Below are 18,501 nucleotides of genomic sequence, written 5' to 3' on the forward strand. Positions count from 1 at the left end.
GTTCACTCGACGAGGTCGGTGAACGTTACGGAGGTGATGCCCGCACCGGCAAGGGAGTTGAGGACATCGATCACGCGCTGCTGGGTCGCTCCGGGATCGACATAGACCTGCACGAGCGGGTTGCTGCCTGCGCTGCGGGCGGCCTGGGAGTATAGGTCCAGTTCGCTGTCGAGCAGGGGGACGTTGCGGTCACCCGCATCGGAATCAAGCTGCTGCTGGCCTGCGCCGGTGCCTGTGTAGATGATCCCGGCGGCATCCACGCGGATGAACTTGGGCTCGATCTTGGGCTGCTCGTTGCTGGGTGCGGCGGCGGGCAGCGCCATGCCCAGATCCGTCTCGCGGGGGGTGATGGTGGAGGTGACGAGGAAGTAGATGAGCAGCAGGAAGCAGACGTCGATGAGGGACGAGATATCCAGCTCCGGTTCGGCATCCGATTCGGCTTTTGATTTCTTGTGGCGGGCCATGGAAGGTTTTTGTTGGGAAGGGGGGCTTACTTGTCTTTCTTGCGCAGCCCCTTGTGGGTCTGGTAGACGGCGAAGACGACCTGATCCACGCCGGCCTGTGCGGCCGCGCGGATCGCGGTGCGGGAGAACTTGAACACGGCATCGACGTCGCCGCGCAGGTGGAGCTTCGGCTTGAGGCCTAGCGCCTGGATGGCCTCCTTCTCCTTTTTGACGAGGTCGAAGATGTCCTTGTCCTCAAGCAGGATGACGTTGAAATCCTCTGCGGTGAAGGTGCCGTCCTGGCGGACGTTGATGACGATGCGGCCGCGTCCGTCTTCCTGGCGGACCGAGTTTTTCGCGACCGGCGGCAGCACCTCCGGATCGGTCTTCACGATGATCGCGGTTGCGTTGACGATGAAGAAGATGAGGAGCAGGAAGACCATGTCGATCATGGGCGACATGTCGACTTTCGCCTCGTCATCCCCACCGGAGGTGGATTTCCTGAGTTTTTTGGAGGCCATGGGGATTTTTCGGTTCGGTGGATTCCGGGCGCGTGGGCCGCGCCCGTTTCCGTCACGGCTCAGGCAATCCCTTCGGGGATCTTGGCGTAGAGGGTGTCGGCGTTGACGGTTGCAACCGCAGCGTTGAGGAGTTCCTCGGCAATGTGCGAGGAGTCGGCGACGAGGGAGTTGTACTTATTCTTCAGGATGAAGTAGCAGATGATACAAGGGATCGCGTTGAAGAGACCCCAGAGAGTGGTGAGAAGGGCGACGGAGATGTCACCGGCGAGCTGGGAGGGGTCTGCGGCACCGGCTGTCTTGAGGGTTCCGAAGGCGCTGACCATACCGATGACGGTTCCGGTCAGTCCGAGCATCGGGGATGCCTGGGCGATGAGCGAGATGTAGTTGATCCACTGCATCGACTTGCGGGACTCGTTGTTGGTGAAATCCGCGATCGCATCCTCCACCTGGTCGCGGCCGAGGGTCTCGGGCTGGGTGGCATCGATGTTCGGGAAGGAATAGGCGACCATGCGGCCTAGGTATGAGGGATGGGAGGCGGCGAGCTCGATGGCCGAGCGGACGCGGCAGTTCGCCATGTGCTCCATGAGGGCGGCCTGGAGATCGGAGGGGCAGAACTTCGACTTGGTGAGGTTCATGAAGTTGTATACCGCCAGCGCGATGAAGGCGACGACCGCAAGGCCGATAAGGATCATCGTCGGACCACCGTCAAGGACCCAGCGGTTCAGCAGGGAGTCCTGCTTTGCAGGGGCCGCCGCACCTTGGGCGAAGAGCTGTGGAGCCGCCAGGAGGGTGGCTGTTAGAATGGCGGACGCGGTGAAGCGAGGGCGGGAAACGTTTTTTTCGATCATGGGGTTGCTGGAGTTTTGCGCTGTGTGCTGCTGGTGAGTTTCGTAATTAAAGGGACGCGGGCAAGAAAGATTTTGGAAAATCCGAAAGAAGTTCAAAGCGAGCGGCGGCGGGCTCGCTGATGATGGAACGCGCGGTGCCCAGATTCCCTTTGATGGATTTCCCATATGGATGCGGGCGCATCTCCATGGAGGGCCTGGAGCTTTGCGCCATCCATCCGAACGTGCGGGGACAAGTCCCGCGAGGGTGCGTAGACCAGTAGGCAGTGCGGGGAAGCCGGTTCCTGCATGGCGCGGACTTTCCAGGGATGGAACCGGCTCCGGCGGGCGGGGAAACACCCTGCTTGACGGGTGCCGGGGGTGGGGAGGAACATCCCCGGCATGGCATGGCGCGTGGACGAGGCGGTGGAACACGGGTTGATCGACAACAGCGTCGAGGGCAGAACCACGGGCAAGATCTGGCTGGTCGGGCGGGATGAGCCGCTGATCCTCTCGCTGGAAGGCGATTGCTGGAGGGATCTGGCTGGATCCGTCCTGGAGTTTGAGAACCCGGATCCGGTGGCGATGGCGGAGACGGCGGAGCTCGATACGGAGCAAACGGGGGTTGTCGGGGACATCACGGCATCTCGGAAGGCGCGGATCCCTGAGGTTTCCGAGGAGGAAATGGACGAATGCGAGCGACGCGGCGAGGACATACCCTTCCGCTGGCGCAATGTCCTCTACCTGGAATGGTTCAGCGAGATCAACGGGCGGGTGCTCATCGAGGCGGCGGGCTTCGATCTGAGGATTTCCGGGAAGGAATGGGAGATGGACGAAGATCAGGAAGAGGCGCAGAAGCTGGCGAACCTCAGCGCGATGAGGGATTTCCTGGCGCATGTGATACGCCGGGCGGAGCCGGATGATATGCCGGGGACAGGGAAATCCGGCGAGCTTGACGAGTATGAATGGGAAGAGCGGCTGAAGGAATCCGACCGGCTGACAGATGCATACCAGGAGGTGCTGGAAAAGTACATGGAGGATCCCGACAGCGAGCGGAAAGAGGCTTTCGCGATGGGCTGGGACGGGCTGCTTGGGGAGCTGGCGGAACGGGAAGAGGGCGGCGCGGAGGAGATGGACGGCTTCGATGAGGACGATGATGGTTTTTTCTCCGAAAGCTGGAGATCCGCCGATGGGGACGAGGATGGCGATGGCGAAGAGTGGATGGAAAGCAGTCATCCGCTGCAGGTGCAGGCGCATGAGCTTGCGATGCGCGCCCTGGACATCGCCGGGCGCGGCGGGGATGGTGAGAGCCCTGCACAGCGCATGGTCTCAAACCTTCTGCAGGTGAGTGCGAAGCTTGCAGGTGTGCTGCACGGCCGTGGCAGCGGCTACGAGCCGGAGGCCGGCTTCGTGCTAGCGGTGCTGAAGCGCTGCCTTGGCTGGATCAACGAATCCGTGGGAGCCTGCGGCGAGCTCATCGCCGCTGAAGAGGACGCTGACCAGAAGGCCGCCCTTGAGCATATCCGCGCGGACACCTTCGCGGTGCGGGACGGGATCACCGAACTTCGCCGTGAGCTAAAGCGAGGTTGACAACCCGGCTCCCTGTTACAAACTCATGTGCATATGAAACTCATCGCACTGAGCATCGCCGCCATATTCGCCCTGAGCTCCTGCAACACCATGATAGGCCTTGGCCGAGACACCCGCCTGCTCGGCGAGGGTGTTGAAAAAACCGCCGCCCAGCGTGGCGGGGAAGTGGGCGCGGACACATCCGGTGCCCCCGTTTACTGACCCTAGTATCCGCGCCAGAAGGCGAGCGCGCAGGCCAGCGTGGCGATGCCGTATGCCAGCCCGGCGAAAGAGACCGCCTTCCAGCGGGCATCCGTGGCCGTGGCCCAAGTCACCGCGTCGCGGAACATGTATGGCATGCCGACCCAGAAGAGGGATTTGGTAAGCAGGGCGTAGGCGAAAACCGGCACAAGCAGGCGGCTGGCAGGGTCTTTGAGAAAAGCAGCCTCCAGCAATGGCGCGGCGATCATCAGGCCGAGCACGCCGAGGGCGCGCACGGCGAGGAAATCGCGGATGCTGATGCAAACCGCGATGAGCGAAGCGGGAACCAGCACCCGCAGCAACGGCTTGATGTTGTTGAACTCGCCGAGATCCATCTGCAGTGCGCTGAGCTTCCCCATCCCGTCCGGCGCGACGAGAAGCCAGAACCACGCCATGCCTATCGCCATGATGATCTGACCGGCGAGCGGGCTGCGCGGGAATTTCCTGAGCCAACCCTGCACCAAGGCCGGTCTCGCGATCATCAGGGAATGCGAACCGACCAGCCAAAGGCCGAGCAGTATCCCTGCGGTGAAGAGCGGAATATGCTCGTAAGGGTGGCGTGGATCCATGCGGGGAATGGCTTAGTGCCCCGCGCAGGGACATTCAAGCGGGAACTGTCGGGGCTTCCCTCAGGCTTGCTACCCTGGGAGCCCAGGGGACTGGACGTGGTGAGAGTGCCGTGTTGGAGTTGCTTCGGGCCACGGATGAAGGGTTCGCAAACCACGAAGGGCATGGGCTCAGATCCCCACCGACTCGCGCCATGCCTGGCACATCAGCGCGTGGCCGGCGGGCGGAGGGTGGATGCCATCGCCGAGCCAGAATTCGGCGGGCGCCGCCTTGAGAGCGTCGTCGAATACGGATTGGAAAGGCACAAAGGTGAGCTTCATCTCCTCCGCCAGCTTCTTCGCGGCGGCCGCGTATTTCGCCAAGGGCTTGAATTCGTCGCTGGTGCGGGTGGTGAACGCCTCGCAGATCACGATGCGGGTGTTTGGCAGATCCTTGAGGGTGCGCTGCAGCAGCTCGCGGAACCCAGTTTCGTAATCCTCCACGGTGGCCTTGTACTTGTTGCCGAAGGCGAAGGTGTGCCACAGGTCGTTCACGCCGACGAGGATGCTCAGGATGTCCGGCTTCAGGTCGAGGCAGTCCGCCTGCCAGCGCGCGGCGAGATCGGGGATCTTGTTGCCGCTGACACCCCGGTTGAAGACCTTGAGCTCCGTCTCCGGATACGCCCCCAGCAGCTCCCCCGCGGCAAGCGCCGGGTATCCGTTGCCCAGAGCCCGCGAGTTGTTCGCATCGAGCACGTCGCGCTTACGCCCCGCGTCGGTGATAGAGTCGCCCTGGAAAAGGATCACCGTACCCTTGGCCGGGGCTTTCGGCACAGCGGCCTCCTGCGCAGCGGATCGGGCGGGTGCAAGCGCGCTTGCGGCACCGAGCGCGGCAAGACCTCGGATCATCGAACGGCGGGAAAGGGAAGCGTGTGTCTTCATGGTTCCCGACACTCGCAAACCCATACGCGCGTTCAAGGCAAATCCCTCGCCTCGGGGATCGCCGGGGAACCTGGCTGTTCTTCGGACAGCGAGTTCTTCTCGGGAAGGAACGATCTCAACTTTTTCGGCAGAACGAGGCGAAGCTTGTTTTCGGATCCGATCAGATGATTGTCGGAAGCCGCCTTGCGGAGGCGTTTGGGAGAAACACCGCGGGCTAAAGTCCTCTGTATCCGTTCCCGCAACGCCCTTCGGTCCCGATGTGCCCGGCTCCGAACAAGTCGCCGTCATGACCCTTCGGCTGGAACGCTCTTCGTCCGGGTGAAAGTGCGATTGGGGAGCAGGCTTCGGACTGCGAAGGACTGTCGGCTGCGGGCGGCCTACGCCTAGAACTCGCAGTGGCCCGGCGTCCTCGGGAACGGGATCACATCGCGGATGTTCTGGATGCCGGTGACGAACATCAGCAGCCTCTCGAAGCCAAGCCCGAAGCCTGCGTGGGGCACCGTGCCGTATTTCCGCAGATCCGCGTACCAGCCGTAGGCCTCCGCATCGATGCCGTGGTGCTTGAAATTATCTAACAAAACATCATGGCGCTCCTCCCGCTGTGAGCCGCCGATGATCTCGCCAATGCCGGGCACAAGCAGATCCATGGCGGTGACGGTTTGCCCGTCGTCGTTGAGGCGCATGTAGAAGGGTTTGATCTCCTTGGGGTAGTTGTAAACCGTCGTCGGCTGCTTGAAATATTCCTCGGTGAGCCAGCGCTCGTGCTCGGACTGGAGGTTCAGGCCGTATTTCACCGGGTATTGGAAATCCTTTCCGGACTCCTCCAGCAGCTTCACCGCATCCGTGTAGGTGATGCGCTGGAAGGGCTTTTCCACCACATGCTCCAGCCGCGCGCGCAAGCCCTTGTCCACGAACTTCTCGAAGATCGCCAGATCCGGATCGGCGAGGGCTTCCCTGACCAGGAACTTGATCATCTCCTCCGCGCAATCCATGTCCCCCGCGAGGTCGCAGAACGCCATCTCCGGCTCGACCATCCAGAACTCCGCCGCGTGGCGGGAGGTGTTCGAATTTTCCGCACGGAAAGTCGGCCCGAAGGTGTAGATGTTCGAGAGGGCGCAGGCGAAGGTCTCGCCCTCAAGCTGGCCGGAGACTGTTAGATAGGCGCGTTTTTCGAAGAAATCCTCGGCCACCATCGCGGCCTTGTCATCCGGCAGGGTGGTGACGCGGAACATCTCCCCCGCCCCCTCGCAATCGCTGGCGGTGATGATGGGCGTGTGGACGTAGATAAAATCCCTTTCCTGGAAAAAGCGGTGGATCGCATAGGCCATCCGCGAGCGGATCCGGAAGGCGGCGCCGTAGAGGTTCGTGCGCGGGCGGAGGTGGGCGATGCTGCGCAGGAACTCCGGCGAGTGGCCTTTTTTCTGCAAGGGGTAATCCTCCGGCGCGGTGCCCAGCAGGCGGATCTCCGAGGCGTGCATTTCCCAGTCCTGCCCCTGCGCGGGGGACGGGATGAGCTTTCCGGAAACGGAAACGGACGCCCCCGTGGCCATCCGGTGGATATCGCCGTATCCGGGGATATCCGCATCCGCAATGATCTGGAGATTTCCCAGGCAGGTGCCGTCGTTGAGCTCGATGAACGAGAACGCCTTCGAGTCCCGCCGCGTCCGCACCCAGCCAGCCACTTCCAGGGAATCCGTGGCTTCCGTGCGGGCGAGGACGTGCTTGATGAGGGTGCGCATGGCCGGAATCCTAGGTTTCAAACTCCAAACTTCAAGGAAGACAATGGGGGTGGGGATGCGACGGTTTTTCCCGGATCCTGGGAATTTCTGGCCGGCAAAATGCGTCAGAATTTCCCAGCAGATGGCATCGCCGGATCGGCCGGGCTTTGGTTTTACAAGGGATTGGGGACTTGGTGCGCCGTTTGCAAGAAACCTCTCATCTACGGTCGGCGGCTCGGTGCCTCCGGCATGAAACAACAAACCACAATGAAATCATGAGCACACTTACGACATGGAACCCATACCAAGAACTAGAGCGCCTTCAGGATCGCGTGATCCGCGCGATGCGGCTCTCACCCACACATTCCGATGGGGAAGGCAACTCCCTGCTCACCCATTCGGACTGGTCGCCTGCGGTGGACATCACGGAGGACGATAAGGAATACCTCATCACCGCAGACCTGCCGCAGGTGGACAAGGACGACGTCAAGGTCGTCGTCGAGAACGGCTCCCTCATCATCCGGGGCGAGCGCAATCGGGAGAAAGTCCACAGCGAGAGGAAGGTGCACCGCATCGAGCGCAGCTACGGCAGCTTCCAGCGGAGCTTTTCCCTCCCTGAGGATGCCGATGGCAATGGCGTGACCGCTTCCTTCAGGGACGGTGCACTCCGCGTCAGCCTGCCGAAGAGCGAGGAGAAGAAGCCGAAGCACATCGAAGTCCGCGTGGACTGAGACACACAGGCAAAACGTGCGGGAGGCATCTTCGGGTGCCTCCCGCTTTTTTGTGCCGCGGCACGTGGCAACGACAGAATTTCCGGCAGATCCGCGTATCCAGCCCGTGCTTGCAATGGCCGCTCCGCCCACTAGACTACGCCGCATCCCATGAAGCGCTTCACTTTCCTCACCGCCGCGATGCTTTGCGGCGCAGCCTCCGCCTCCGCACAGGAGACCGCCGTGGCTGCGGCCCAGAAACAGACGAACTTCCTGGAAATCATCCAGGCGGGCGGCGTGATGATGTTCCCGCTCGCCCTCATCTCCGTCATAGGCGTCGTCCTCGTCCTCCTCTACCTCCTAACCATCCGCCGCAACGCCGTCGTCAGCGACAGGTTCATGAACGCAGCCGAGGCCATGATCCGCAAGCGCGACTACCTCGGCCTCGTCGCCTACTGCCACCGCCAGAACGAGTCCATGGCCCGCGTCACCCAGAAAACCCTCGATTTCTTCACGAAATACCCCTCCGCCTCCTTCGGCGAAGTCCGCGAGGTAGCCGAGGCAGAGGGCTCCCGCCAAGCCGGCCTGCTCTCCTCCCGCATCACCTACCTTGCCGACATCGGCTCCATCGCACCCATGGTCGGCCTGCTCGGCACCGTGCTCGGCATGATCAAGTCCTTCATGGAAATCGCCGGCGGGGACATCCAGGGTGTCCGCCAGATGGGTCTCGCGGAGGGCGTTTCCGAGGCACTCATCACCACCGCCGCCGGGCTCGTCATCGGCATCCCGGCCCTTGTTTTCTACTCTTTCTTCCGCGGCCGCGTTCAGAAATACATCGCGGAGCTCGAGGCCGCCGCCACCCACCTCATGGCCCTGCTCCACACCCAGGTGGAGCACCAGCGGCCCACCGGGCGCGAGTCCTACGCCGCACCCTCGCAGCGCACCCGCGAGGACTACGCCATGCCCGTCCCATCGCCACTCGGCGGCGACCGCCCAGACCTCCACGGCATCTAAGGACACTCCATCATGAAATTTTCCAGCAGGCAGCCGGAACCCGCCAACATGCAACTGGCGCCGATGATCGACATAGTTTTCCTGCTGCTCATCTTCTTCATCGTCACGTGGCAGTTCACCCGCTCGGAAACGGAGCTCTCCGTCTCCGTCCCCACCGCCCAGGAAGGCGCGGATCCCCAGCGCCAGCAGGGCGAGATCGTCATCAACATCCTATCCGACGGCGCCATCAAGGTCGAGGGTAGCATGGTCGATCTCCCCCAGCTCCTCGAGAAACTCGCCTCCATCGCCGCCCAATACGAGAACCAGCCCGTCCGCATCCGCGGCGATGGCGGGGTCGCCTACCAACGCATCGTCGAGGTCATCGACACCTGCCAGAAAGCCGGCATCTGGAATATCTCCTTCGCCACCCAGAAGCCAGCACCTAACAACTGAGATCCCGTTGAAAGCCCTCCTCCCATTCCTTTTCCTCCTTGCCATCCCCGCCCACGGGCAGGCTCCGCCACGCGCCGGCGCAGTGGATGCGGGCGATCTCCGTGCGGATGCCGGAAACGATTTCTTCGCGCGCGGCAAAAACCTCTTCGACAGCGCCCAGGCCAGCGTCGATCTCGAGACCCGCCGCGAGCTCTACCTCCGCTCCACTGAGATCTTCTCCGCCTACATCAACGAATTCCCGAACCACCCCAACACCGAGGCCGCATGGTGGTATCTCGGCAACAGCTACTACCAGGCCGGGATGATCGACGATGCGAAACGCTGCTTCGCCACGCTCATCAACCGCTACGGCCAGGGCAGATACGCCGCCGCAGCCGCATACACCCTTGCCGCAGACCACTACAACAAGCGCGAATACGCCTTTGCCGCACCCCTCTTCGAGCGCTTCGCCGCAAACGCCGCCCGCCCCTCCGACAAACCCAAGGGCAACCTCTTCGCAGGCAACTGCTACCGCCTCCTCGGCCGCGACCGCGAGGCCATCACCGCCTACAACCGCGTCATCGCCGATCCAGAGGGCTCCCTCTTCAGGGCCGGCCCCCAGCTTGAGGTCGGAAAGCTCACCCTCAAGTCCGGCAAAACCCAGGACGCGCTTACCATCTTCGAGGACGTCGCCAACACCAGCTCCGTACCGAAATACCGCGGCGAGGCCGCCCTGAACTCGGCCATCGCCGCCACCAGGCTGGGGAAAACGGAAGTCGCCGAGAAATACCTCCGCTTCATCCTCGATACACCCGGCATGGAGGATTTCCGCCCCGACGCGCAGACGGCGCTCATGGAGAATTACTACGCCAAAAAGGATTTCCAGGCCGTCCTCGACCTTTTCCGCAAAAGCTCGCTCAAGTCCGAGGGCGAAAAGGAAGCCCTGCGCCTCATGATCGCCGCGCGCGCCATGATGAAACTCAGGCAGCCCGCCGAAGCCTCCGAACTCTTCCGTGAGGTCGAGCGCCTCGTCAAACCCGAGAACGACCTCGCCTTCCAGGCATCCTACTACCGCCTCAACTGCTTCTTCCAGATCGAGGGCCGCCACGTCGTCGATCAGGTCGATGCCTTCCTCCAGATCTACGGGAAACTCCACCCTGCGGACACCCGCATCCACACCGCGATGCTGATGAAGGCAGAAACCCTTTTCTCGGAAAACAAGCCCGCCGAAGCCGCCAAGACCTACTCCCAGATCGACCCCACCCTCCTCAGCGAGGCCAACCGCCCGGGCTTCCTCTACCAGCGCGGATGGTGCCTCGCAGAGGCCGGCGACACCCAGGGCGCGATCCGTTCCCTCACGGAATTCCTAGCCAAGCACCCGGATGACAAGCGCAGCTACCCTGCTCTCGTGAAACGCGCCAAGGCATACGCGGAAACCGGCGAGCCAGCCAAGGCCGTCGCGGACTTCGACCGCCTCACCATGGACAAGGCCGCCCCCGCAGACCTCGCATCCCTCGCCTGGCTCGAGTCCGCCCGCACCCGCCGCAAGGAAGGCAACATCGAAAACATGGTCGTCCGCTACAAAGGCCTCCTCGAAAAGGTCGATGACCTCACCGACAACCTCAAGGCCGAGGCGAATTACTGGATCGGCTGGGGCATGGTGAAGACCAACCAGCCCAAGGAAGCCGCACCTTTCCTCAACACCGCCCGCCAGCTACGCCCGGAAGCCTACGCAAAACACGCCGGTCTGCTCCTCGCCCTCTCCCACTTCGCCGCCCAGGATCCCGCAGCGCTCGCCTCCGAGATAGTCCTCGCCATCGAGGGGAAATATGTCGGCGACATTCCGGCCCAGGCCATCCAGTGGTCTGGGATGCAGGCTTACAACTCCGGTGACTACCCGGATGCCGCGCGCTTCCTGCAGCTCATCGCAAACCCGGACGAACCCCGCGCCACCGCCAAGGAAATCTGGCGCTACCTCGCCAAAGCCCTCATCGAGACCGGCATGCCCTCCGAAGCATTGCCCGCCCTCGCAAATGTCCTCGAGGTAGAGGAAAGCCCCGCATGGAAGGCCGATGCCCTCCTCGACCGCGCACGTGCCCTCCTCCTGCTCAAGCGCTACACGGAGTCCCGCAAAGCCGCCGACGAAGCCCTCGCCCTCCGCCCCCAAGGCCGCACCTCCGCCTACCTCCGGATCGTCTCCGGAGACCTCTACCTCCAGGAGCAAAACACCGGCAAGGCCGCCGCGGACTACCTCACCGTCATCAACTTCCACGAGGACGGGGATCTCAAGCCCCTCGCCATCCACCGCTACATCCAGCTCCTGGAAAAGCAGGGCAAAGCCGAGGAGGCCGCAAAATACGTAGCCCAGCTGAAAAAGGATTTCCCGGACTGGAAAGCGCCCGCCGCGGAATGAGCCCCGCCGCCCGGAACTGAAATCCGCCCCCCTGCCACCCCGCGGGATCTGACTTTCGCCCAGGACTGCTCCATCAGGGCATGCTAACAAGGCATGGCAAGGCGATCATCCGATCCCAGGGTCACGACCCTTCGCCGCAAAGATTCACGCCCGCCCGCGATGGCAATTGACCGCAGGGCGGCCATCCGGCCAAGCTCCGCCCGTGCCGGAAGACGATGACGAAAACCCGATCGCCGAAGTCAGGCGCGCCATCGCCGCCGAGGACGGATCCGCACTGCTCGCCGCCGCGGGGGATTGCCACTACGCCGACCTTGCGGAACTTTACGAGCATCTCGATGACGGTGAACGCGATTTCCTTTTCAAGACGATAGGCCCGGAGATCGCGACCGACGTGGTCGCGGAGCTGCCGTTCTCACTCATCGAGGATTCGCTCAGCCACTTCAAGCCCGCCCAGCTCCGGGTGCTGCTGGGGAACCTCTCCGACGACGACCGGGTGGACATTTTCCAGGTCGTTTCCGAGGAAGCGCAGGTGAGGTTTTTCTCCCTGCTGGGCCCGCGCGACAAGGAGCTGACCAAGAGCCTGCTGCGCTACGGGGAGGACACGGCGGGCGGGCGCATGACCACCCAGGTGGGCCGCATCACGGCGGACATGACGGTGAAACAGGCGCTCATGGTGCTGCGCCGCGACCGCGAGGATGCGGAAACGCTGGCCCGGATTTTCGTCGTCGATGAGCAGGGGCGCCTCGCGGGGAAAGTGCGTTTGCGCGAGCTTGCCTTCAGCACCTGGGACACGCCGATCCGCGACATCATGGAGGATGCGGACGAGTTCACGCTGGCCACCGCGGACCAGGAGGACGCCGCCCGCCTGCTTCACCGCTATGACCTCGTCGTCCTGCCTGTGGTCGATGAGTTCCATCATCTCCTCGGTGTCATCACCTACGATGATGCGCTGGAAATCATGCAGGAGGAGTCCACGGAGGACATCGAGAAACTCGGCGGCATCGGCGGCGAGCAGACCGAGCTTTCCTACCTGAACACCTCGGCCGCCATCCATTACCGCAGGCGGGTGATGTGGCTCGTCGGGCTGGCGTTCGTCTCCATCCTTTCAGGCTACGTGATGTTCCGTTTCAGCGGGGTTCTGGAGAAAGCCTTCGTGCTTTCCCTGTTCCTTCCCATGGTCGTCGCCGCCGGGGGGAACGCGGGCGGGCAGGCCGCCACCATGGTGATCCGCGCCCTGGCACTCGGCGAAATCGGCACCGGCACCGCCCTGCGCATAGCCTGGAAAGAGGCGAGGATAGGGATTTGCCTAGGGGTGACGCTGGGCATCGCCATCGCCGGTTTCATCGCCGTGATCCTCCCCCAGTTCCACCCGCAAGCCCCCGCGACCTTCTCGTTCCTGAAGCTCTCCATCGCCGTCGCCGCCGCCATCACCCTCCAGGTTCTCTCCGCCACCACCCTTGGCGCCCTCCTCCCCATCACGGCCCGCGCCATCAAGCTCGATCCCGCCGTGGTCTCCGCCCCCTCGCTCGCATCCATCGTCGATGTCTCCGGGATGCTCATCTACTTCGGCACCGCCGCCGCGATCCTCGGGCTTTGAGCCGCATGGGTTTTTGGATCAAAGCAATTCGGCGGCGAGCAGGCGGAATCGTTCTTTGGTGTGGGCATTCCCCTGATGCGCGATGACTGCCAGCAGGGATTCAAACAGAGGAAACTCGAACATCACGCCATTACGAAATATCGAGTTCGGCTTTTCATGGCATTCTAGGTGTGACAGGCCCCCCGCCTAGCTCCGCATCTGCGGATTCCCCCCAAAGCATGAAAGCTGAATCATCATGCCCTTGTCGCTACGTTTCTCGTAGCGGCTCCGGCAGGCGCCCAAACGCTCCGATCCGCTGTGAATTACGAAATTTCCGCTCTGGACAAGGGAAAAATCGCCCCCCAAGGACTCAAACCAGCTCTTCGGCCAAGTTGGCTAGGCTAACGGTGTAACTGCGGGCACGGACGAAACCATTCAAAATTTCAATGGAGCCTATCTAGGCGGCCTGCCTTCCGACTTCAACTACACCACGAAGCTGCAGACGGGATATTCCTTGGCCAGCACCAAGGCGCTTACGGTCGTCGATCTCAATGAGATCGATGTGAAGAATTTCAACTTCGACTTCACGGGAGCCCTTTGTGGGAAGGAGCTTACGCTTGGTTCCGGCTTCAAACTCCAGGGACATACCGCTCCCGAGCCGTCCGCAAGCCTGATGCTTCTCGGCGGACTCGGAGTGCTCCTGCCGATCCGCCGTCGCAATCCCCAGGCAAACAACAACCGAAGCTCATTTTCAATTGCCAAGCATGGCATCAAACCTCCTCGCGTCACTCTCCCTGCCCAAAGCACGGAAGCTCTCGGCGCAAGCCTCAATCGATCGGGGATCGGCAGGTGCGAGGTCGTGCGCCCTGAGAAAATATTCAAGGGCCTCGTCGGGTTGCTTGAGAACCAGGAGATAAAAGTTTCCGCTGTTCATGATGAACTCCCAGTTGTCGGGATCTGCATCGATTCCGCGTTTGATGGTCTCTTCGGCTTGCGGATAGAGCTTGAGCTCGACAAGCAGCACCAAAAGCTGTGTCCAGCTTTCCCTGACGGGAAAAGCCACCTGCGTGGCTTTTTCGAAGCTTTCCAACGCCTTCTCATTCCGTCCAAGCTGTTTCTGCATCACACCCATTTTGGCTAGTGCGATGCCGGCCTGGGGATCGATCCGATGCGCCTTGGCGTAAAAGGCGAGAGCCTTTTCCGGATCGGATTCGGTGAAAACCTCGGCGTAATGGATGGGGGCGAGCAAGCTATCCGGGTTGATAGCCATCTCGTGGCTGAAGAGCGTTTCGCTATCCTTCCAGAGCGGGAGCTGCTGTTGCTGGAGGAAAAGGAGGTATGCGGAGAAAGCCCCGAGGACAATGCCTGCGGGTGCCACGCTTGCTGCGGAGCGGGTTATCAGCCTCACAAAGCCCACCAGCATGAAAACGAGGCCGATCTGAGGCAGGTAGCTGTAACGGTCCGCGACGAAGTAATGGCTGACGGAAACCAGCCCCGAAACAGGGAGCCACAGGACGGTGTAGATCGCCGCGCCGCCGATGATGAGCTTTTCCTTCCTCCCGAGCCAGAAAAGCAAGGGGGCGAGGATACAGAGCGCCGCCGCCGAGATGGCGAACGGAACCATGGATGACGGAGGGGTGAACCATAGCTGTGCGGGCGATGGCCAGAAGAAGCGCTCCAGGTAGAAAGCGTAGCCGACAACCATGTTCATGGCCTTCCCCGCCAATGTGGAACCCCCGCCGATGCCACCCAGGCCTCCCTGGGATTGGAAATAAATCGCGATTCCCGCGGCGGCGGCGGAGGCGGCGAAGAAGGGCAGCAGCGGCAGCGCAGCCTCTCGTGCCGAAGCCAGGATCCTTTTTGTATCGAGATAGAGGAGCAGGTAGAGAACCAGCGGGAGCGGCACGACGCTCGGCTTCGCGAGCAACGCCATGGCGAAGCAAGCCAGGCTGCCCGCGTAGAGCGCCGGGGATTTCGCCGGCCGCAGTCTCCAACACGCGAAAGCGAGCGTGCTTGCGAAAAACATGGCTCCGGAGAGGACGTCCTTGCGCTCGGACAGCCATGCCACGGACTGGACCTTCTCCGGATGGATGGCCCAGATGAGGGCGACGAAAAACGCCCAGAACGTCGAGTTGGTGAGCTTGCGGACGGTGAGGAAGAAAAGCGCGGCGGCCAGCGCGTGCCAGAGGACATTGACGGCATGGTGCCAGCCTGGCCTGAGGCCGAAGAGGGCGACATCAAGCTGATGGGAAGCGAATGTGAGCGGACTCCAGAGGTTCGTATCGCCGGTGTTGGTGAGCGCCCATTTCAGGTTCGCCGGGCTGAGGCCGGAGTTCACATGGGGGTTCTCGGTGATGTAGTGGGGGTCGTCGTAATTGATGAATCCGAATTTCACCGAGGCGGCGAACGAGGCGAGGACGATGCTGACGAGCAGCAGGAGCGCCGCCCAATGGGTGAAGGCGGGCTTCGCTGCCACAAACGGGTTCTGTCCCGGCTCGCTCATGGTGCCTGATCCTTGTCCGAGAGAATGGGTGAATCCGTGAGCCATGGGAAGCCCCAGTCCGGGTGGTTCCATGCGAGCGTGTTTTCGCACTCCGGAAGGTAGGGGGCGTCGGCGAGGTAGGAAATGAGGGCCGGGCTTTCACCGGTGACCAGGAATCCGTGGGCGCAGCCTTTCGGGATGTGGAGCTGGTTGATGCCTGCGGCATCGAGATGATACACAGAGTATCTCCCGAAGGTCGGCGAGTCGGGGCGGAGGTCTGCGACGATGTCCTGCACGGTTCCTTCGATGAGGGTCAGGAGTTTTGCCTGCGGGTGGGGTTCCTGGTAATGCAAACCACGCAGGACGCCGGGCTGGGATTGGGAGATGTTCTGCAGGATCCAGCCGGGATGCGCGCCGTCGTTGCCCATGGCGGGCAGGAACCAGCCGCGCGTATCATGGATGCGCGGCTTTGCGGCGATGATGACTCCATGGATGTTCTCGGCTTGTGAGTGCATGTTAGGTCAGGAGGCGGATGGCGGCGGCGTGCCCCATGCGCATGGCATTGTGCATGGCGGGGTAGGTGAAAGCACCCTGGCGGCCGGTGCTGATGAGGTTCGGCTGGGCGTCCAGCCAACCCCTGATTTTCCCGAGATGGGTCTCGAAGTCGAGCTTGTAGATGGGGTAGCCGTGGGGGTTGGTGAAATGGTTCCACTGGATGATCTCGCCGGGTTCGCAGATGCCTTCGGCGGCGAGATCGGCGGTGATCTGATGACGGATGGCGGGGGAGTCGTTCCATTTCGGGTCGCCGATGTCGCAGGTCATTTCGACGATGAGGACGGTGTGATCCGCCGGGGTGACCTTGAGTCCGGCGTTTTTCGGTTCGCCGATGCGATGGAAGATCCGGTCGCGGTAGTAGGTGTAGAGGCCTTCGAGGCATCTGGATTTTCTGACGAGTAGCCCGAAGGTGGCGATGGGCTTGTAGTGAAGGCTTTGCGCAGCACGTTTGATGTCATCCGGGGGATCCTCGTGAAGACGGATGAGCAAAGGCAGGGGGATGGTGGAGATGGTTTTCTGGAGAGGGAGGGTTTGGCCGTCCAGCTTGATCTCGTTTTTGCCAATGGAGGGAATCGTGGCTCCGTAGATGATCTTGCCGCCCAGTCTTTCGATCTCCCTAGCAAGGACACGGGGCAGGGTTTCGGAGCCGGTGGCGGAATAATGGAGGGTTTCCTCGGAGAGCGCGTTTTCCACCACGTATTTGTCCGCGCTGATTTTCAGAACGCTTGGGATGAGTTTCCTGACAAGATCGAGAATCTTGAGCCGTGGCATCTTCCGGCGCACGAACTCGGCCGAGAGCCGCGAGGGATGGATATTCCAATAGCGGTGGGTGAATTCCTCGAAGAAGAACTCGTAAAGCGGGGTGCCGTAGGTGGCGATGAGCGCGTCCTCCGATGTGATCGCGGCAGCACGGGTTTTGTTGAGAAGGTCGTCCACCCCGGCGAGGAAGAGGCCGAGGGTGCAGTGGAAAAGCTGGAGGGGGTTCATCCCGGCGAGGATGTCGAGGCCTTTGAGCGGGTAGCGGTAGGAGCTCCCGTTCCACTGGATGCGGGCGTCGAGGGCGACGGGAATGCGCTCATCGGCCATGAGCTGGGCGATGTCCTCGTAGATCTCCTCGTCGAAGGCGTGGAGCATGTGGACGCCCTGGTCGAAGTGGTTCTCCCCGCGCTTGAAACCTGCTGCAAGGCCTCCCGGCAGGGAGTCTTTCTCGATGACGGTGACCTGCGCCCCCTTCCTGAGGGCGGTCAGCGCGGCGTAGAGCCCACAGACACCGGCACCGAGGATGGTGATGTGCGGAGGTTGCGGCATTTAGACGGGCTGGCTGTTAGACGGGCTGTTGTAAAGCTGCACCATGGGAGGATGGAACGGCTCAAGGCATTCCCATGTCAGCGGCTGATCTTTTCCGAGGGATGATTTGGTGACGGCTTGCTGGGTCTCCGCGTCGAGCAACGCGATGGGAACCCAGTCGTTTTTCATGGCTTCCTCCATGGTGGCGATGAGTCCGTAAAAATGGTCGCCGCCGATGCCGTGCGGGATGATTGTGTCTGCGCGGATGCCTGTTTTCGCAAAGGCGTAAACATCGGTGACGCGCCCGGCCCACGGCTGGAGGGTGGGCTCGCGGTGCAGCATGATCCTTGCGATGGCAGTGGTGGTTTCGAGATGGCAGAGGTGGTAGTCGCGCTTGAAGAGGTAGTAGGGGCCCTTGCCGATCTTGTAGTATTCGAGATAGGGTTGCTGGATGGGGTCTTCGCATTTCCCGATCACGTAAACGCCGCCACCCGGCTCGGAGCCGAGGATGTAGTCCACGGTGCCGGTATCTCCGAGTTCGAAGGCTTCGAGCGCCTGGTCCACGTGCGCGATGGCCGGGCCGGTCATCCCGGTTTTGGTGGGAACGAGATGGAAAGCGTTGGCGAGGGCGGCCATCTCGATGTTGAGCTTTGTGCCGTCTGTGTAGGCGCAGCATTGGATGGGGGAGAGGTTCCGCTTCGCGGCTTCGTGGATGAGATCGGCTGCGGTGGCGTGGCGGTTGAGAAAGCCTTTGATGTTCCCCGCCTGGATGATCTTGAAACCCCAGAGCTGGACTTCCTGGATCATGGTGGCGAGCACACCGTGCTGGTCGCCGGCATCGGAGGTGACGATCAGGTTTTTCTCCGCAGCAAGCCGGCAGAGCGTGGGGCCGAGGACGAGATCCACCTCCGCGTTCATGAGGACGACGTGGGCACCGTTTTCCAGCGCGGTTTCGCAGTATTGGTAGGCCGACCAGATGGTGTTGGTCGCTTCCACGAAGAAATCGACCGGGTGCTCGCGTAGGAGGCGGTGGGCGTCGGTGCCGTGGAGATCCGTTTTTGTCAGGGAGGCAAGATCCTGCGCACTGGCAGGGTTTTTGTCGGCGATCCATTCCAAGGACATGCCCGGGGTGATGGAGATCTGGTGGGCGATTCCCCTGCCCATGCATCCGGCTCCGACGAGGCCGATGCGGATGGGTTTTTCGAGATTCCTGAGTTTCCGGATCATTTG

17 protein-coding genes are annotated in these 18,501 nt (G+C 62.1%); 7 read left to right on the forward strand and 10 right to left on the reverse strand.

From position 1 onward, the window contains the following. Positions 1-2: 2 nt before the first annotated feature. Genes HZ994_08990 through HZ994_09000 form a run of 3 tightly spaced genes read right to left on the reverse strand, consistent with a single transcriptional unit; the run spans position 3 to position 1,812 of the window. Positions 3-464: a biopolymer transporter ExbD gene (locus tag HZ994_08990; GenBank protein QTN32460.1), complete on the reverse strand. Its 462-nt coding sequence runs from the start codon at positions 462-464 to the stop codon at positions 3-5. Between the two features lie 26 nt (positions 465-490). Beyond that, positions 491-964 carry a biopolymer transporter ExbD gene (locus tag HZ994_08995; protein ID QTN32461.1) on the reverse strand — a complete coding sequence of 158 codons (474 nt, stop codon included), beginning with the start codon at positions 962-964 and terminating at the stop codon, positions 491-493. A gap of 59 nt (positions 965-1,023) precedes the next feature. After that, complete coding sequence (locus HZ994_09000) at positions 1,024-1,812, reverse strand: MotA/TolQ/ExbB proton channel family protein (protein ID QTN32462.1); 789 nt, start codon at positions 1,810-1,812, stop codon at positions 1,024-1,026. A 378-nt stretch (positions 1,813-2,190) separates the two neighbouring features. Between HZ994_09000 and HZ994_09005 the strand changes: the two genes are divergently transcribed. Then, on the forward strand, positions 2,191-3,378 hold the full coding sequence (locus HZ994_09005) for a hypothetical protein (GenBank protein QTN32463.1): 1,188 nt from the start codon (positions 2,191-2,193) through the stop codon (positions 3,376-3,378). 33 nt (positions 3,379-3,411) lie between these two features. Next, entirely contained in the window at positions 3,412-3,579 is a 168-nt protein-coding gene (locus tag HZ994_09010) for an Entericidin EcnAB (protein ID QTN32464.1), read from the forward strand. Between the two features lie 2 nt (positions 3,580-3,581). On the opposite strand, the gene HZ994_09015 is transcribed toward HZ994_09010, so the two are convergent. From HZ994_09015 to asnS, 3 genes are all read right to left on the reverse strand, one after another. Next, positions 3,582-4,187, reverse strand: coding sequence for a hypothetical protein (locus HZ994_09015; protein ID QTN32465.1), 606 nt, complete (start codon positions 4,185-4,187; stop codon positions 3,582-3,584). 168 nt (positions 4,188-4,355) lie between these two features. Continuing rightward, the gene (locus tag HZ994_09020; GenBank protein QTN32466.1) at positions 4,356-5,105 is read right to left on the reverse strand and encodes an SGNH/GDSL hydrolase family protein; all 750 of its coding nucleotides are present in this window, start codon (positions 5,103-5,105) and stop codon (positions 4,356-4,358) included. Between the two features lie 383 nt (positions 5,106-5,488). Continuing rightward, entirely contained in the window at positions 5,489-6,844 is a 1,356-nt protein-coding gene (asnS, locus tag HZ994_09025) for an asparagine--tRNA ligase (GenBank protein QTN32467.1), read from the reverse strand. 254 nt (positions 6,845-7,098) lie between these two features. On the opposite strand from asnS, the gene HZ994_09030 reads away from it, so the two are divergent. The 5 genes from HZ994_09030 to mgtE all read left to right on the forward strand — a co-directional run bounded on the left by HZ994_09030 (position 7,099) and on the right by mgtE (position 12,968). Then, positions 7,099-7,554 (forward strand): Hsp20/alpha crystallin family protein, encoded by a 456-nt coding sequence (locus HZ994_09030; protein ID QTN32468.1) that lies wholly within the window; start codon positions 7,099-7,101, stop codon positions 7,552-7,554. A 180-nt stretch (positions 7,555-7,734) separates the two neighbouring features. After that, on the forward strand, positions 7,735-8,547 hold the full coding sequence (locus tag HZ994_09035) for a MotA/TolQ/ExbB proton channel family protein (protein QTN34354.1): 813 nt from the start codon (positions 7,735-7,737) through the stop codon (positions 8,545-8,547). A gap of 12 nt (positions 8,548-8,559) precedes the next feature. Continuing rightward, the gene (locus HZ994_09040) at positions 8,560-8,979 is read left to right on the forward strand and encodes a biopolymer transporter ExbD (protein ID QTN32469.1); all 420 of its coding nucleotides are present in this window, start codon (positions 8,560-8,562) and stop codon (positions 8,977-8,979) included. Positions 8,980-8,986: 7 nt separating this feature from the next. Beyond that, a complete protein-coding gene (locus tag HZ994_09045) occupies positions 8,987-11,371 on the forward strand; it encodes a tetratricopeptide repeat protein (GenBank protein ID QTN32470.1) in 2,385 nt (794 codons plus the stop codon). Positions 11,372-11,600: 229 nt separating this feature from the next. Beyond that, entirely contained in the window at positions 11,601-12,968 is a 1,368-nt protein-coding gene (gene mgtE, locus HZ994_09050) for a magnesium transporter (protein ID QTN34355.1), read from the forward strand. A 730-nt stretch (positions 12,969-13,698) separates the two neighbouring features. Here mgtE and HZ994_09055 read toward each other — a convergent pair. Genes HZ994_09055 through HZ994_09070 form a run of 4 tightly spaced genes read right to left on the reverse strand, consistent with a single transcriptional unit; the run spans position 13,699 to position 18,498 of the window. Further along, positions 13,699-15,450 carry a tetratricopeptide repeat protein gene (locus HZ994_09055; protein ID QTN32471.1) on the reverse strand — a complete coding sequence of 584 codons (1,752 nt, stop codon included), beginning with the start codon at positions 15,448-15,450 and terminating at the stop codon, positions 13,699-13,701. Then, complete coding sequence (locus tag HZ994_09060) at positions 15,447-15,944, reverse strand: dTDP-4-dehydrorhamnose 3,5-epimerase family protein (protein ID QTN32472.1); 498 nt, start codon at positions 15,942-15,944, stop codon at positions 15,447-15,449. Before HZ994_09060 ends, HZ994_09055 begins: the two co-directional genes overlap by 4 nt. Before the next feature lies 1 nt (position 15,945). After that, positions 15,946-17,292, reverse strand: a complete 1,347-nt coding sequence (locus tag HZ994_09065) for an NAD(P)-binding protein (GenBank protein QTN32473.1) — start codon at positions 17,290-17,292, stop codon at positions 15,946-15,948. After that, positions 17,293-18,498 (reverse strand): homoserine dehydrogenase, encoded by a 1,206-nt coding sequence (locus HZ994_09070; GenBank protein QTN32474.1) that lies wholly within the window; start codon positions 18,496-18,498, stop codon positions 17,293-17,295. Positions 18,499-18,501: the final 3 nt, after the last annotated feature.

Source organism: Akkermansiaceae bacterium, from assembly GCA_017798145.1.
In the GTDB taxonomy this organism is placed as follows: domain Bacteria; phylum Verrucomicrobiota; class Verrucomicrobiia; order Verrucomicrobiales; family Akkermansiaceae; genus Luteolibacter.

Coding starts and splice junctions, on each gene's coding strand:
- HZ994_09020 (QTN32466.1), bottom strand. CDS start 5,105: ATGAAGACACACGCTTCCCTTTCCCGCCGTTCGATGATCCGAGGTCTT.
- HZ994_09015 (QTN32465.1), bottom strand. CDS start 4,187: ATGGATCCACGCCACCCTTACGAGCATATTCCGCTCTTCACCGCAGGG.
- HZ994_09030 (QTN32468.1), top strand. CDS start 7,099: ATGAGCACACTTACGACATGGAACCCATACCAAGAACTAGAGCGCCTT.
- HZ994_09060 (QTN32472.1), bottom strand. CDS start 15,944: ATGCACTCACAAGCCGAGAACATCCATGGAGTCATCATCGCCGCAAAG.
- HZ994_09065 (QTN32473.1), bottom strand. CDS start 17,292: ATGCCGCAACCTCCGCACATCACCATCCTCGGTGCCGGTGTCTGTGGG.
- HZ994_09035 (QTN34354.1), top strand. CDS start 7,735: ATGCTTTGCGGCGCAGCCTCCGCCTCCGCACAGGAGACCGCCGTGGCT.
- HZ994_09070 (QTN32474.1), bottom strand. CDS start 18,498: ATGATCCGGAAACTCAGGAATCTCGAAAAACCCATCCGCATCGGCCTC.
- HZ994_09040 (QTN32469.1), top strand. CDS start 8,560: ATGAAATTTTCCAGCAGGCAGCCGGAACCCGCCAACATGCAACTGGCG.
- HZ994_08995 (QTN32461.1), bottom strand. CDS start 964: ATGGCCTCCAAAAAACTCAGGAAATCCACCTCCGGTGGGGATGACGAG.
- HZ994_09000 (QTN32462.1), bottom strand. CDS start 1,812: ATGATCGAAAAAAACGTTTCCCGCCCTCGCTTCACCGCGTCCGCCATT.
- HZ994_08990 (QTN32460.1), bottom strand. CDS start 464: ATGGCCCGCCACAAGAAATCAAAAGCCGAATCGGATGCCGAACCGGAG.
- HZ994_09005 (QTN32463.1), top strand. CDS start 2,191: ATGGCATGGCGCGTGGACGAGGCGGTGGAACACGGGTTGATCGACAAC.
- asnS (QTN32467.1), bottom strand. CDS start 6,844: ATGCGCACCCTCATCAAGCACGTCCTCGCCCGCACGGAAGCCACGGAT.
- HZ994_09055 (QTN32471.1), bottom strand. CDS start 15,450: ATGAGCGAGCCGGGACAGAACCCGTTTGTGGCAGCGAAGCCCGCCTTC.
- HZ994_09010 (QTN32464.1), top strand. CDS start 3,412: ATGAAACTCATCGCACTGAGCATCGCCGCCATATTCGCCCTGAGCTCC.